The sequence below is a fragment of the Salimicrobium humidisoli genome, assembly GCF_002295105.1.
GTDB classification, from domain to species: domain Bacteria; phylum Bacillota; class Bacilli; order Bacillales; family Halobacillaceae; genus Salimicrobium; species Salimicrobium humidisoli.
The window spans coordinates 56,114-69,753 of the sequence record NZ_NSGH01000012.1; the positions used below are offsets into that span (position 1 = coordinate 56,114).

The 13,640-nt window shown below is 45.6% G+C and carries 16 protein-coding genes; 2 read left to right on the plus strand and 14 right to left on the minus strand.

The features are described 5' to 3' along the window. Positions 1-13 precede the first annotated feature (13 nt). The 5 genes from rpsA to prsW all read right to left on the minus strand — a co-directional run bounded on the left by rpsA (position 14) and on the right by prsW (position 3,975). Positions 14-1,156, minus strand: a complete 1,143-nt coding sequence (rpsA, locus tag CKW00_RS08775) for a 30S ribosomal protein S1 (RefSeq protein ID WP_095822273.1) — start codon at positions 1,154-1,156, stop codon at positions 14-16. Positions 1,157-1,259: 103 nt separating this feature from the next. Further along, positions 1,260-1,844, minus strand: a complete 585-nt coding sequence (locus CKW00_RS08780) for a lysophospholipid acyltransferase family protein (RefSeq protein ID WP_095822274.1) — start codon at positions 1,842-1,844, stop codon at positions 1,260-1,262. After that, the gene (cmk, locus tag CKW00_RS08785; RefSeq protein ID WP_095822275.1) at positions 1,841-2,521 is read right to left on the minus strand and encodes a (d)CMP kinase; all 681 of its coding nucleotides are present in this window, start codon (positions 2,519-2,521) and stop codon (positions 1,841-1,843) included. Before cmk ends, CKW00_RS08780 begins: the two co-directional genes overlap by 4 nt. Positions 2,522-2,582: 61 nt before the next feature. After that, on the minus strand, positions 2,583-3,224 hold the full coding sequence (locus CKW00_RS08790) for a flagellar brake protein (protein WP_095822276.1): 642 nt from the start codon (positions 3,222-3,224) through the stop codon (positions 2,583-2,585). A 106-nt stretch (positions 3,225-3,330) separates the two neighbouring features. Beyond that, on the minus strand, positions 3,331-3,975 hold the full coding sequence (gene prsW, locus CKW00_RS08795; RefSeq protein WP_233129757.1) for a glutamic-type intramembrane protease PrsW: 645 nt from the start codon (positions 3,973-3,975) through the stop codon (positions 3,331-3,333). 89 nt (positions 3,976-4,064) lie between these two features. On the opposite strand from prsW, the gene CKW00_RS08800 reads away from it, so the two are divergent. Continuing rightward, positions 4,065-5,033 (plus strand): asparaginase, encoded by a 969-nt coding sequence (locus tag CKW00_RS08800; RefSeq protein ID WP_143544241.1) that lies wholly within the window; start codon positions 4,065-4,067, stop codon positions 5,031-5,033. Positions 5,034-5,165: 132 nt separating this feature from the next. Here the strand turns inward: CKW00_RS08800 and CKW00_RS08805 are convergent, their stop codons facing one another. The 7 genes from CKW00_RS08805 to CKW00_RS08835 all read right to left on the minus strand — a co-directional run bounded on the left by CKW00_RS08805 (position 5,166) and on the right by CKW00_RS08835 (position 12,276). Beyond that, positions 5,166-6,158 carry a YpdA family putative bacillithiol disulfide reductase gene (locus CKW00_RS08805; RefSeq protein WP_095822278.1) on the minus strand — a complete coding sequence of 331 codons (993 nt, stop codon included), beginning with the start codon at positions 6,156-6,158 and terminating at the stop codon, positions 5,166-5,168. A gap of 140 nt (positions 6,159-6,298) precedes the next feature. Beyond that, positions 6,299-7,561 carry a Glu/Leu/Phe/Val family dehydrogenase gene (locus CKW00_RS08810; protein ID WP_095822279.1) on the minus strand — a complete coding sequence of 421 codons (1,263 nt, stop codon included), beginning with the start codon at positions 7,559-7,561 and terminating at the stop codon, positions 6,299-6,301. A gap of 145 nt (positions 7,562-7,706) precedes the next feature. Then, positions 7,707-8,279, minus strand: a complete 573-nt coding sequence (locus tag CKW00_RS08815) for an adaptor protein MecA (RefSeq protein WP_095822280.1) — start codon at positions 8,277-8,279, stop codon at positions 7,707-7,709. 44 nt (positions 8,280-8,323) lie between these two features. Continuing rightward, positions 8,324-9,046, minus strand: coding sequence for a metallophosphoesterase (locus CKW00_RS08820; RefSeq protein WP_095822281.1), 723 nt, complete (start codon positions 9,044-9,046; stop codon positions 8,324-8,326). A 170-nt stretch (positions 9,047-9,216) separates the two neighbouring features. Then, a complete protein-coding gene (locus CKW00_RS08825; RefSeq protein ID WP_095822282.1) occupies positions 9,217-9,789 on the minus strand; it encodes a CPBP family intramembrane glutamic endopeptidase in 573 nt (190 codons plus the stop codon). Next, a complete protein-coding gene (locus CKW00_RS08830; protein ID WP_095822283.1) occupies positions 9,779-11,278 on the minus strand; it encodes a RecQ family ATP-dependent DNA helicase in 1,500 nt (499 codons plus the stop codon). Before CKW00_RS08830 ends, CKW00_RS08825 begins: the two co-directional genes overlap by 11 nt. Beyond that, positions 11,278-12,276, minus strand: coding sequence for a helix-turn-helix domain-containing protein (locus CKW00_RS08835; protein WP_008587449.1), 999 nt, complete (start codon positions 12,274-12,276; stop codon positions 11,278-11,280). The genes CKW00_RS08830 and CKW00_RS08835 overlap by 1 nt, the downstream gene beginning before the upstream one ends. A gap of 125 nt (positions 12,277-12,401) precedes the next feature. Here CKW00_RS08835 and CKW00_RS08840 point away from each other — a divergent pair, with 125 nt between their 5' ends. Then, on the plus strand, positions 12,402-12,650 hold the full coding sequence (locus tag CKW00_RS08840) for a ferredoxin (RefSeq protein WP_008587447.1): 249 nt from the start codon (positions 12,402-12,404) through the stop codon (positions 12,648-12,650). 53 nt (positions 12,651-12,703) lie between these two features. On the opposite strand, the gene CKW00_RS08845 is transcribed toward CKW00_RS08840, so the two are convergent. Both CKW00_RS08845 and CKW00_RS08850 read right to left on the minus strand, forming a co-directional pair. After that, on the minus strand, positions 12,704-13,216 hold the full coding sequence (locus CKW00_RS08845; protein ID WP_095822284.1) for an ECF transporter S component: 513 nt from the start codon (positions 13,214-13,216) through the stop codon (positions 12,704-12,706). A gap of 6 nt (positions 13,217-13,222) precedes the next feature. Further along, entirely contained in the window at positions 13,223-13,627 is a 405-nt protein-coding gene (locus CKW00_RS08850; protein ID WP_095822285.1) for a DUF4430 domain-containing protein, read from the minus strand. Positions 13,628-13,640 lie beyond the last annotated feature (13 nt).

A 13,640-nucleotide genomic window follows, 5' to 3' on the forward strand; every position in this document is an offset into this window, starting at 1 on the left:
TTTTTTCCGCTGATTATTTTTTATATTTATCCAGTTGATCACCAATCATATCGCTTAATGAGAACCCACCGGAATCTTCTTCTTTTTGATAGGATTCAACTTCTTTTCTCTGGTTGTCTTCATCAAGTTCTTTGATACTCAAGGAAAGGCGCTTCTGATTCTCGTCCACGTCAAGAACTTTAACGTTCACCGTTTCCCCTTCTTCCAGAACTTCCTGAGGGTTGGCGATGTGACGGGTCGAAATTTGGGAAATGTGCACAAGTCCCTCTACGCCCGGCAGGACTTCCACGAAAGCTCCAAAGTTGACGAGACGCTGTACTGTACCTTCCAGTACGTCACCCTGACTCACTTTGTCGCCGATATTTTCCCATGGTCCCGGCTGTGTTTCTTTCAGCGAGAGGGAAATCCTTTCGTTATCGCGATCCACCGAAAGAACTTTGACATTGATCTTCTGCCCTTCTTCGACCACGTCAGACGCTTTGTTTACGTGTTCGTGGGAAAGCTGGGAGATGTGTACGAGTCCGTCGATGCCACCCAGATTTACGAAAGCTCCAAAATCGGTAAGACGCTGTACTGTACCTTCTACGACCTGTCCGGCTTCAAGAGACTGGAGAACATTCTGTTTCTGTTCTTTCTCTTCACCCTCGACTACCGCACGGTGGGAAAGGATGACTCTGTTCTGTTCACGATCCAGCTCCACTACTTTCAGGCTGAGTTCTTTACCTTTGTAGTCTTCGAAATCTTCCACGTAGTATGTTTCTACGAGTGAAGCAGGGATAAACCCTCGCAGGCCGATATCAACGACAAGGCCGCCTTTTACTACGTCCTGGACTTCCGCGTTGAAGATTTCTTCATTTTCATATTTGGTCTCTAGATCTTCCCACGCTTTATCTGCATCTACTGCACGCTTGGAGAGGACGATTTCGTCATCTTCCACTTTTTTGACTTTCAGAGTGATGTCATCGCCTTCTTTTACAGCATCTGAAGCTGTTTCAATGTGCAGGCTGGACAGTTCACTGATAGGAACGATCCCTTCAACTTTATATCCTACGTCTACGAGGACCTGTTTGTCCTCTACTTTGACGACTTTCCCCGTTACGAGATCACCTTCGTTAAATTCTTTCATTCCAGAAATTTCTTGATTCATTTCATCCATACTGAGACTACCTCCTTCAAATTCCGACACAACTTTGTCATTATTAAAAATATCCTTTTGTTTAACTTCTAATATTTGCACGATTTTGTCAAGCGATAGACGCTTATTGTTGATGAAATTTATACAAATGTCTGATTCTTTCCATGATATAATCCGTCACTTCTTTTGCGCTTGACTTGTTTTCCCTAAAAGACGTCAGATCAATCGGTTCCCCGTAGGCTACTTTAAGTCTTCTCCCCGGTTTGTAGGGACCTATGATAGCGCAGGGGACCACTACCGCTTCCGAACGCAGTGCAAAAAAACCGAGACCGGTCAGACCCTCTCCGATTTCGCCTGTCCGCTGTCTTGATCCTTCAGGAAACAGACCGAGAACCTCTCCCTGACTTAAAATGTTAAGACCGTTTCTTAGAGCGTTTCTGTCTCTCATTCCTCTTTTTATAGGAAAAGCGTGAATGTTATTCAATAGAGAACCGAGCACCTTCTTTTCGAACAATTCCTCCTTAGCCATGAAATGGATAGTACGGGGAGAAGTGATTCCCACTACCGGAGGATCGAAGTTGGAAATGTGATTGGAACATATAATTACCGGTCCCTCTTTCGGAATGTTCCCTTTTCCCACGACTTTAATCCTGTATAAGGGGTAAAGAATGACTGAGACCAGACTTCTGGCCAGTTTGTAAAGCTTCATCGGGTCTTCACCCTTTCGTTGACAAGATCCAATATTCGCTCGACCACATTATCAATGGACAATGATGTAGTATCCACTTCCACAGCGTCTTTCGCTTTGACGAGGGGAGATGCGGTCCTGGTGGAATCGATGTCGTCTCTCCGTTTGATCTCCTCCATCAGCACCTCAAGATCACTCTCGTATCCGGAACGCTTGTTTTCTTCATATCTTCGTCTTGCTCTTTCTTCCACCGAGGCGATCATAAAAATTTTCAGGTCCGCCTCAGGGATAACCTTCGTTCCTATATCCCTTCCGTCCATCACTACATTCTGTCCGGCTATCATCTTCTGCTGTCTGTTGACCATTTCGATCCTCACTTCCGGATAACTGGAAACGGCCGAGACGTGTCTTGTAACCTCATCCGTACGTATTTCTTTCGTAATTTCTTCTCCGTTTACGAAGACAAGCTGACCTTCATCCGTCTGCTCAAATTGAATGTCACATTTCATCAGCACTTCCAGCACTTCTTTCTCAGAAGAAAGATCCGCCCCCTCCTTTATCGTTTTAAGCGTCAGCGCTCTGTACATCGCGCCGGTATCGACGTATATGTAGGTAAGAGCGTGAGCCACTTTCCTGGCCACTGTACTTTTTCCGGCGGCTGCCGGACCATCAATAGCTATTGAAACTGTATCACACATAAGTCCTTCCTCCGTTCACTTTTATAGTACTGTGTCAGAATAACACAGAACTATCACCTATTCACTTGTACTCCATGTTTTTCATGTATCTTTGCTGTTCAAACCCATATTTTATAATTGTCTGTCTGTCTTTTTCGGCAAGTCCTTCAAACTTGACTGAAATAATCCCCGGTGTCGACCCTCTCGGTTCCGCCTGACGAATAATGACAGCTTCCGTCTCTACATAGTTGTACCCGCCCGAATTCATAGGTAAAACCATCGTGACATATATGTGCTGCCCTTTGTTGAATTGAGCGTCGGCAGGCTGTACGAAAGCTGCACCTCCTCCACTGAGATCAGCGGTTACCGTATGGTAGTTATGGTCTTTCGTATTGATGGCAACGTCGACGGAAGTTTTCGTCCTTACGTATCTTCTCCGCTGAATCCTTTTGAGGAACTCCTGTCCCGGGAAGGTAATCTCCAGAACGGGGATAGTCAGCTTCTTCCTGGACACCACCTGTGTCTCGAACTGATAGACTGCGGCGTCTTTACCTACATAGCTTCCTTTAAATTCGGTCCCCTCCAGAAAAAAAGAGATTTTTCTTGTTTCGCTGTGGACAGGGTAATCGACATAGAGCTTTTCTTTCTCCACTTCCTGCACTTTACAGTAAAACTCTTCATTTTCTTCTGCAGTCAAAACCAGTTCTGTTCCAACTTCAATCATTGACCTCCACCCTTTCTGAGCCCTTAGTACTAATATTATCGCAAATAAGTAGCGTAAATAGAAGTTAAAAATGATAAAAAATTACTTTTCTAGTACAAAAAGGCTACTATCCCTGAAGATGATGAGTATTTGCAAGCTTGATCAGCTGGAAACCCACTACCCACAGAATCACCATGAAAGGGAGGAGGCTGTACAGCCATGCGGGTAAACTCACCATGTACCCGTAGGATCCGTGGAGAAGAGCCGGGATCACGAGAGCGAAAGCTATACACCATTTCTTTCTGTCTGTACGGAATTTCGCTTTCCCCATGTAATAACCCATGATCAAACCGAACAGGGCGTGGGAGGACACCGGGAATACCGCACGCAGAAATGCTATTTCTATACCGTTCGAAAAGATATAAATTATATTTTCCACAGTGGCGAACCCGAGACTCAAAGATACTCCGTAAATGATTCCATCGTAGTGGTGATCGAAGTTTTCGTGTTTGAAAACGATAAATAAAAAAAAGAACCATTTAAAGAATTCTTCAAGAAAGCCTGCCGACAAAAACGGTTTCCATACCGTTCCCGTTAAATACTGTTCCTGTTCGATCCCGTACTGAACAAACATGATTGGGAAAACTAACAGACACCCGACGATGAACACCCGGATAATAAGAGAGAGCGGCTCCAGTTCCATTTTTTTATTTAAATATATATATGTCATAAGCGCTATTATCGGCGCGACTGCAGTAATCAGTAATGCCAAATTCAATGCCCCGCTTTCCATTCCTTCCATTTCATATTATCATGAGATGACAGGAAAAGGTAGAGACTATGGGAGATGGAGGTACACAGATGAAAAACATACTGATTATCCATACAGGCGGCACGATTTCGATGGAGGAAAACACCAGTACCGGTGAAGTGAATACTACTTCGGAACACCCGTTATCCGAAGCGACGAAACACTTGAAACACATAGCCAACATCACCGATGAAGCTGCGTTTCACGTTCCTTCCCCTCACATGCAGCCCCGCCACATGCTTCAGCTTGGACAGCTGATCCATGAACGGTTCACCGAGAAGAAGTTCGATGGAATAGTCGTTACTCACGGAACAGATACACTTGAAGAGACTGCATATTTCCTTGACCTGTTTCTGCAGACGAGAAAGCCCGTCATCGTTACGGGAGCTATGCGAAGCGCTAATGAGATTGGGGCGGACGGCCTGTACAACCTGATCACTGCCGTCCGGGTAGCAAGCAGCGATGAGGCGCACGAAAAAGGAACGCTCGTAGTTATGAATGACGAGATACATACTGCTAAAAGTGTAACCAAAACTTCCACAAGTAACGTTGCTACGTTTCAGAGCCCCCAGTACGGCCCGATAGGTATTACGACTAAACAGGAAGTTTTCTTTCACCATAAAATCACTTACAGAGAAGCTTACCCTGTACAACAACTGTCTAAAAACGTCGTTCTGCTGAAAGTATACGCCGGTATGGACGGCTCCATTATCGATTCCCTGCTGGACTCCCGGGTGGATGGTCTCGTAATTGAAGCTTTAGGACAGGGGAATGTTCCGCCTTCCATGATCGGTTCGCTTACGGCAGCAGTAGAAGCAGGGGTGCCCGTGCTTGTTGTATCCCGTTGTTACCAGGGATTCGTCCAGCCCACTTACGCTTACGAAGGCGGCGGGAAGCACCTTGAAGATATCGGTTTGATTTTCGCAAATGGATTAAACGGACCTAAAGCAAGACTAAAATTAATGTTGGCCCTTGAAATGACGAATAACCGGGCAGAAATCATTTCCATGTTCCAGTAAATATAGAAGCACTGAAAATCCCCCCTCGGAAACCGGACTCTCCGCTTTCCGAGGGGGGTATTTATGACGGAAGAAGAATATAATTCTCCACCTCGTTCTATTATGTGACCTGTTCCGGTTTTTCCTGACAGATCAGGTGAGAGGCTCTTTTTCCGTACATATATCTGCAGCGATCTTTCCTCCGTGCCATCTTCCATTCTCGATAAAGATCTCGTTATTGTTATAACCTGCGGCTATGACCCCGGCTACATACACACCGGATACGTTCGTTTCCATAGTCTCTTCGTTAAATACCGGCCGACCCGTCTCTTCATTGATTTCCACACCTATACTTTTGATAAAAGGGTGATCAGGTTTATAACCGGTCATGGCGAAAGTAAAGTCGTTGGCCCTCGACTTTCTTTCCCCGTTCACCTCATAAACTATTTCGTCATCCGTTATTTCTACAATCTCCGCACCAAATTCCATATTCACGATCCCTTTATCCACAAGGGCAGAGAACTGCGGAAGAATCCATGGTTTAATACTTGGAGAATAGTCACCTCCGCGATAAAGCACCGTTACCCTGGCTCCTGCCTTGACCAGTTCCAAAGCTGCATCCGCTGCCGAGTTTTTCCCTCCGACGACGGCCACTTCTTTATCGAAAAATGGGTGGGCTTCTTTAAAATAATGACTGACCTTATCTTTATCCTCACCCGGTACTTTCATATAATTAGGCTGGTCATAATACCCGGTAGCCACCACAAGGTAATCAGCCTGATATTTTCTCTTTTGATCCGTCATCTCTCTGTGAGTTTCCAGGACGAAACCATCTTCCGTTTTCTCTACGTGTACTACCTTCTCAAACGTGTTTATTCTGAGATTTTTTCTCTTCGACACGCCCCGATAATAAGTCAGCGCTTCGTTTCTGACAGGTTTCTGTCTTTCGGATATGAAGGGTACATCCCCGATCTCCAGTTTTTCACTCGAACTGAAAAACGTCTGGTGAGTCGGGTAATGGTAAATGGAATGCACTATGTTCCCTTTTTCTAAAATGAGAGGCTCGATCCCTTTTTTCTGCATCTCTATTGCAGTGCTCATGCCGCAAGGGCCTCCTCCAATAATTATCACTCGTTCCCGTTGCAAAATCGTCACTCCCTGTCTGTTATAACTTAGCGGGTTGCACCCGGTACCTATCTGCAAAAATGAATAAGCTCCGGATTATAAAATCACCTAAAAAATCTCCTATCAAAATAATGATAGGAGATTTCCGTTCCAATATCAACTTAAACCCATCCACGGAACCGGGCGGCTTCCGCCATCTTACGTACCCCGACCATGTAGGCAGCCAGGCGCATGTCCACTCTTCTGGTTTCTGCCGTATTATAGATGTTATCAAAACCTTTGACGATGACCTGGTGTAATTTCTCTTCCACTTCATCTTCTGTCCAGTAGTATCCCTGATTGTTCTGTACCCATTCAAAATACGATACAGTCACACCACCTGCTGAAGCCAGCACGTCAGGGACCAGCAGAATCCCTCTGTCCGAGAGGATTTTCGTACCACCAAGAGTAGTCGGTCCGTTAGCTGCTTCTACCACTATGCTCGCCTTAACGTTATGCGCATTTTCTTCGGTGATCTGGTTTTGCACAGCTGCAGGTACCAGTACATCACAGTCGAGCTCAAGAAGCTCTTTATTAGTGATAGTGTCATCGAACAGGTTCGTTACCGTACCGAAACTGTCCCTGCGGTCAAGAAGATAATCGATATCAAGTCCTTCCGGGTCATAAAGACCACCGAGGGCATCAGAAATACCTACAATTTTCGCACCTTTGTCATACATGAATTTGGCCAGAAAACTGCCGGCGTTCCCGAAACCCTGAACTACGACGCGTGCTCCTTCGATATCTATCCCTTTTTTCTTCGCAGCTTCGTCGATGCAGATCGTTACACCCTTGGCCGTAGCCGTCTCCCTGCCGTGTGATCCGCCCAGTACAATCGGCTTACCCGTAATGAAACCGGGATTGTTGAATTCATCAATCCGGCTGTACTCATCCATCATCCAGGCCATAATCTGGGAGTTTGTAAATACGTCAGGAGCCGGTATATCTTTTGTCGGACCTACGATTTGACTTATGGCACGGACATATCCACGGCTTACCCCTTCAAGTTCACGGAAGGACATCTCTCTCGGATCGCAAATAATACCGCCTTTACCTCCGCCATAGGGAAGATCAACGATACCTGCTTTAAGACTCATCCAGATAGAGAGGGCTTTGACCTCCGTTTCATTGACATCCGGATGAAAGCGCACTCCACCCTTTGTAGGACCGATGGCATCGTTGTGCTGCGATCGGTACCCCGTGAATATCTTTATCGAACCGTCATCCATCCGGACAGGTATGCGTACTGTCATCATGCGAACAGGTTCTTTCAGTAACTCATACACTTCTTCCGGATACCCGAGTTTATCAAGGGCATTCTGAATTATAGTTCTCGTGGAAGTTAACACATTCATATTTTTATCTTCCGGTTTATCGGCTACCATCACTAAACCCCCTATATGAAAATCATCACGTCATCAGTGAATAGTATACACTCATTCAGCGGGATTGAAAAGGAACCTTTTCTTCCCCGTCGAAAGAACTCCCGTGTCGGGTAAGCGTTTTCATAATTCGGGAAAAATTCTGCACTCAGAAGAATGCAGAAAATTTATCCACAGCGGTACCGTCCGTAATCTTCACTCCGTATTCTTCCAGCCAGACAGACGTCATTGCAGTGGCGCTGCCGAATTCAGAGAGTACCGCTACAAGATCTTCCTTGTTTACGTTCTCCACTTCGTGTTCTTCCAGCAGCAGGTAATAGCCATCCCTTTCCTTAAACAGGGTACCTCCCGTTAACCCCATACGACGTAACGGTTCAGTTGCCTGTATAACATCTTCCACATCTTCAAAGTAATATAAAAGTTCCTTATACTCATCCAGTGTAACCTTCATTTCGAGAAAATCATCGTCTCCCGGAGCATCCTCTGATTTGGTGACGATCACCAGTAAGCCCTGGGCCTGGAGCATATATATCTGAACCGTCAACACTCCAATAAGTTCCTCTTCCAGTTCTTCCTGGGCATCGAGAATCATATCGCTGAAAATCTGATGGACCTTCGGCAGGTCTTTCCAGATTTCTTTCGTCTCAAGACCTCTTTCCGTAAGATCATCTGTCGTCAGGAACATTTTGAATTTATGGGTTGATAAACGCTCAATTCGCATAAATCTCCTCCTCCCCCTGTATATATAGTAAATCATACCAATTTTTAATCCAGTTTCTGCAATTCAAATATGTGGTATTCGGAATTGGTTTCCAGCCGCAGCGGCAGTAAAGAAGTTCCGTATCCTTCGCTTACAAAGACCCTGGTATTCTCGAAGAGCTTCCAGCCGCCCCGTTCGTAAGGACCATACCCCATGAATCTGATCTGCCCTCCATGTGTATGCCCCGAGAGTATTAAATCGAAATCTTCGGCGAAAGAAGCCATCTGCTGCATTTGAAAAGGGTCATGCATAACAAGTATGGAAGGCCGGACGTCCGATTTCGCAGGTTTTTTAACCTCCTCTACAGAGTAAGGGTCGATCCCTGTAATGCTGTAGTCGTTTTCTTCGAGCGTTTCGTTTGAGAGCACCCGCACGTTAAATTTCTGAAGCAGCTGAAAAGTAGTTTCTTTTTCTCTATCGTTGTTACCGGGAATAAAATAGATGGGTTTTCCGATTTTCGTCAGTATGTTGAGATTATATTCCATAGATTTGTCAGAGACGCGTCTGTCAACAAAATCACCGCCAATCACAATTAAATCCACGTTTTCCTCAGCTATACGCTCGGCAATACGATTGTTGTGTACGTCCGATATAAATAACAGCCGCACCATCCCTTCCATATCGCTGACAGTCAACATGTGCACTTTTCTCACCGGTTTCATAGCTTTTCTCCCCATATATCGGATAATTGCTACTACTAACAGGAAGACGGTCCAGATTTTGTTCAATTAACTCACCTCTACTTCCAATGACTCTTCTCATCTTGAATACTAGTTCATCATATCAGAAAAAAATAGAAAGCAAAATTGAATCCACTTGCCGCTTTGTTGCCGGACCGCTCCTGTAAACGTGTATGCTGCAGATAACTGACGAACAAACCGCCACAGTAAAATCTGAATCATTCACTGCTTTTACTTTTCAATATAAGTGCCAGAGTAAAATCCACGAAAAAGTGAGCTGAAACGACATACGTTAAGGCTTGAGTCTGTTCATAAATAAAACCGAACAGGAAGCTTATTATTAGCACACCCGTAAAAAGCAGCGGCCTGCTCAAATACCGGAAATGGACGAAAGCAAAAAGGAGACTTGCCGGAACGAAACCGGTCAGCGGCTGGAGGACTCCCCGAAACAGCATTTCTTCACTGAACGCAATAACGGCAGTCAGGAGGAGTATCGCCGGTACCGGAAGCCCTTCGAATAATTTCCTGTTGATCCCGCCGTCATCATAGTGATCCTCCGGCAAGGTCTTCATTATTATCCCGTCGAACCCTACTATTAAAGTAGCCGGGATAACCGCATATATTATCCAGTCCTTAATGTCGAATCCCCACTGAACGGTCCAGTGTTCCCGGAAATCCAGAAAAACAGAACTGACCGCCAGGGCGATGACCATCAGCAATCCTTGAGTAATGAGCACATGTTTCATCAATTCTTTTGAAGACATCTGTTTGATTATTTCTTTATTGTCCATATGAACTCCTGGCGTGGAATATGTTGTAGAGACGTTCTTCCCAAAGAGGAAGACCCTGGCGTTCTGCTACACCTTCGTAGGTCGCCTGAAAGATGTCAGGGTGACAGTGATCACAACATTTTTGGTGCGGAGTCTGAAAGCTTGCCTGAAAGTGCCTGTACAGTTTTTCCCTTCTGCAGCCGGTCGTCTTTATAACCTCCATCATATGAATGAGGTGATTCTGTTTCTGTTCGGTCCTGAGAAGCTGGCGTTCCTTAAGCTTATCTGCTGCTTCCTTTATATTCGCCCGTAGAGAAAAATCTTTTCTGCCGACATTCGCAATAAGGAAATTGTACTGGGACTCGGATAATTCAAGATGCATGCAATCCTCATAGGAAGGCGTCTTTTCATTTGCGTAACAAAACCGGAGAAAAGCGTCTATCTGTTCATGGGAAGGAAGCTCGGACTGTATAAACATTTGCGGCAGTCTCTCATCCCCCGGTGCATACAGCAGCAAACTTGTACATTCTTCCCCGTCTCTCCCTGCCCTTCCGATTTCCTGTATAAACGATTCTATTCTTGGGGGTAAATGGTAATGGATGACGATACGGATGTCAGGTTTGTCGATCCCCATTCCGAAAGCGCTCGTGCAACAGACGATGTCCAGTTCATTATTCATGAACTGCTGCTGGACGAGCTGCCTGTCCACAGGATCCATCCCACCATGATAAAAGGCGATGCGTCCGAGACTGTTAGCTTTCAATTCCAGCGAAACTTTTTCGGCCATCTGCCTGCTTGAAAAATAAATCATCGAAGGCGCTTTTTGACGACTCAAAAAATCGATGAGAAAACTCCTTTTTTCCTGTTCATTTTCAATTTCCGCTACACCCAGCTGGATATTCGGCTTATCCATCGGGTATATGAGTTTACAGGCTTCCGACCGGCCAAGCTGAAACAGAATGTCCTCCTGCACTTCAGGTGTCGCCGTTGCGCTCAAAGCCAGCACGGGAGGTTCCCCCAGATCACTGATCACCTGATGAAGTTTCAAGTAATCCGTCCGGAATTCATGTCCCCATTGAGAGATGCAGTGAGCTTCATCCACCACGAACAGGGAAATGGTCTCACGCTTCAGAAGTGATTTCATTTTCGGCATCTGCAGCATCTCCGGAGAAATGTAAAGAAGATCCAGTTTCCGTAAATTACCGCTTATCTTTCTCTTCTGTTGGGGGGAAAGGAAACTGTGCAGGGCAGCCACCCGCTTCATCCCTTTCGCCTTCACCTGTTTAACCTGATCGATCATGAGCGATATCAGCGGGGAAACGACGATCGTCAGTCCCGGAAGGATAAGGGATGGTAGCTGATAGCACAAAGATTTTCCACTGCCGGTTGGTAAAATGGCCAGGGTGTCCATACCGTGCAGTGCATTCTCTATAACATTTTCCTGGCCCGGTCGAAACTCACTGAATTTAAATTGGTCTTCCAGCACTTTTTTAACGTTGATCGGTTCCATTATCCCTGTCCTTTCTGGAGCTTAGCAAGTACTATTCTTATCTGGAAATATGAATAGTCCCCGTTCAGTTGCTCCCGGATTACCTTCAGACGTTTTGTATTCGTCTTTCGGACTGCGGCCGCAATATCCCGGGCTCCTTCCCGGCTTATAAAAGCGTCGGTGTTACGGGCCGGATCAACAAGCACGGCTTCAACGAGGTGGTCCTCGATTGTACTCGGTTGCAATTGCCTTATTTTCGCGACTTTTTCGATCGATCCGAATTTGTTGTACAACTCAATGGATTTTCCCGAGGAGGAAGTGAACGCCTCTTTTTTCATGAGATCTTCTGTCAATTTATACAGGTAGCAGGAAGAATCCGAAGAAACTTCAGAAAACATGTAATAATACATATTCGTTAAGTAGAGAGGGATGTCCCATACAGGTTCGCCATTTTCCTCCGCTAGCTGGCTATATGTCCAACCGGTTCTGTCCCCGCCTGTAAGTCGTCTTACGAACATCTCTTTCTCCATATCGGAAAATGGGGTGAGCAGCGTACGCAATTCCTTGTATAGAATAGGCGCATCCTCGTCCAGCACCGCTTTTCGTTCACTGTAAAATTTTCTTGCCCAGTTCTGTACCGGGCCTTTATCTACAATGGGCAAGTACCCGGTGTGTCTGTACACAGCATTACTGATAATCTGAATCCATAGCAGCAGCCTGTTCCTGAACTCTTCGACCGCTTCGGAATACTCCAGCCCCGAAAAGTAAAGAGGTATACGTGTTTCTTCGATAGATCCTTCACCGTAAGCAGTGACGCTCATCCTCCCATGGTCATGCCAGACTGTTTTGCCTTCTTTGTACAACTCGTGGAGTGCATAATCCAGCGTCTCTCTTTGCAGACCGGGATAGACTCCGTAATATCCTTCTATACCATATACTTTTGCGTCCTGAAATGTCTGGGAAGACTTCTTCCCCCGCAACAGATGGTAGACGCCCGAGACGGTGCGTTCAGCATTCATCTTACTAAGACAATCTAACAGTATATATGTAAACATAAGGAATTCCTTTCGAATGATATAGTTGAATTCGATACAGATAGAACGTAGACTTGAAGGAGAGATACTATAGAAAGAAGGTATTACTTATGAAGCTTTATTCGATCGTGGATAAAGATACATGTATCGCCTGCGGTGCGTGCGGAATGGCTGCCCCGGAACTATACAACTATGACGATGAAGGGCTTGCCTATTTCCTGCCGGACGATAATCAGGGAAACACACCTATCGCGGAGGAATTGGAACTTGACGCCGAAGATGCTTACGAGGGGTGCCCGACCGGGTCCATCAAACTTGCAAACTCCAATTTTAATGGAAGTATACCAGAGGAAGACTGATAAACAAAAGAAGGTGCTCCCGGCACCTTCTTTTATTATACCATTTATTATTTTCAGCTGGCGAGCTGTGCACGCCGCTCATATTTGATGAATAACTTTTCGAATACAGAATAGAAAACCAGAATAAACACGAAATTCGACGCAGCATGCATCAGGTCAAAAGGAATTCCGGCAAGGTAGTATCCCCAGAATGTCTGGGAGATCGCCCGCATTGTAAATGCCATCACCACTCCAAAAAACAGCCCTGACAATAAGCCGTAAACGCTTAATCCTAATACAGGGAGTCTCGGTAAGAATTTCCCGAGCAGCCCGGCCCCTATACCTATAAGTCCCCAGGCTGTCACCTGCCACACTGTCCATATCCCCATACCAAGTACCATATTTGTCAGAAAGGTGGTCAGAAAAGCGGTGATCACCGCCGCCAGCGGTCCGAGCCAGAAGCCGCTCAGAATGATTATAGCGGTTACCGGCTGGGCATTCGGAATAGCGGCAAAAGCAATCCTTCCCACTACGGCCACTGCGGCAAGCATGGTTATCAAAGTTAATTTATACGTATTCCACTGCATTTATGATCATTCCCAGGACTGGAAATCAAAATGTATTTCGTCCCCGTCCTCGATTTCATACTCGGCAGCTCCGACTGTTGCTTCTTCACCGTTCACGTCATAAACCCAGGCCTTTTTCTCCCCTTCTTCAGCGGAGATGCCTTCAATGCCATTAATGAATCCATCTTTTTCTTCCACTTCGAAATTTTCTTCCATGGCATCCATCAGTACTGTGCCTTCTTCCACTGTTATATCTTTTTCTTCCACCTGTTCTTCACCCTGGTTTTTCGTCAGCTCCACGGTAGCTTCAATTTCCTGGGAAGACTGGCTGCCCTCCTCTTGACTTTCCGATGTTTCACTTTCCGCCTGACACCCCGTAAGCAATACAAGTGTCAAAGCTACTACTCCTGCATAATTCCTCAATTTTTCCATGCGACTTCACCCT

Bases quoted from the DNA above. Each gene is read 5' to 3' on its own strand.
- CKW00_RS08830 (WP_095822283.1), bottom strand. From the start codon at position 11,278: ATGGAACCGATCAACGTTAAAAAAGTGCTGGAAGACCAATTTAAATTC.
- CKW00_RS08840 (WP_008587447.1), top strand. From the start codon at position 12,402: ATGAAGCTTTATTCGATCGTGGATAAAGATACATGTATCGCCTGCGGT.
- cmk (WP_095822275.1), bottom strand. From the start codon at position 2,521: ATGTGTGATACAGTTTCAATAGCTATTGATGGTCCGGCAGCCGCCGGA.
- CKW00_RS08845 (WP_095822284.1), bottom strand. From the start codon at position 13,216: ATGCAGTGGAATACGTATAAATTAACTTTGATAACCATGCTTGCCGCA.
- CKW00_RS08810 (WP_095822279.1), bottom strand. From the start codon at position 7,561: ATGGTAGCCGATAAACCGGAAGATAAAAATATGAATGTGTTAACTTCC.
- CKW00_RS08800 (WP_143544241.1), top strand. From the start codon at position 4,065: ATGAAAAACATACTGATTATCCATACAGGCGGCACGATTTCGATGGAG.
- CKW00_RS08850 (WP_095822285.1), bottom strand. From the start codon at position 13,627: ATGGAAAAATTGAGGAATTATGCAGGAGTAGTAGCTTTGACACTTGTA.
- CKW00_RS08815 (WP_095822280.1), bottom strand. From the start codon at position 8,279: ATGCGAATTGAGCGTTTATCAACCCATAAATTCAAAATGTTCCTGACG.
- CKW00_RS08835 (WP_008587449.1), bottom strand. From the start codon at position 12,276: ATGAATGCTGAACGCACCGTCTCGGGCGTCTACCATCTGTTGCGGGGG.
- rpsA (WP_095822273.1), bottom strand. From the start codon at position 1,156: ATGGATGAAATGAATCAAGAAATTTCTGGAATGAAAGAATTTAACGAA.
- CKW00_RS08780 (WP_095822274.1), bottom strand. From the start codon at position 1,844: ATGAAGCTTTACAAACTGGCCAGAAGTCTGGTCTCAGTCATTCTTTAC.
- CKW00_RS08790 (WP_095822276.1), bottom strand. From the start codon at position 3,224: ATGATTGAAGTTGGAACAGAACTGGTTTTGACTGCAGAAGAAAATGAA.
- CKW00_RS08825 (WP_095822282.1), bottom strand. From the start codon at position 9,789: ATGGACAATAAAGAAATAATCAAACAGATGTCTTCAAAAGAATTGATG.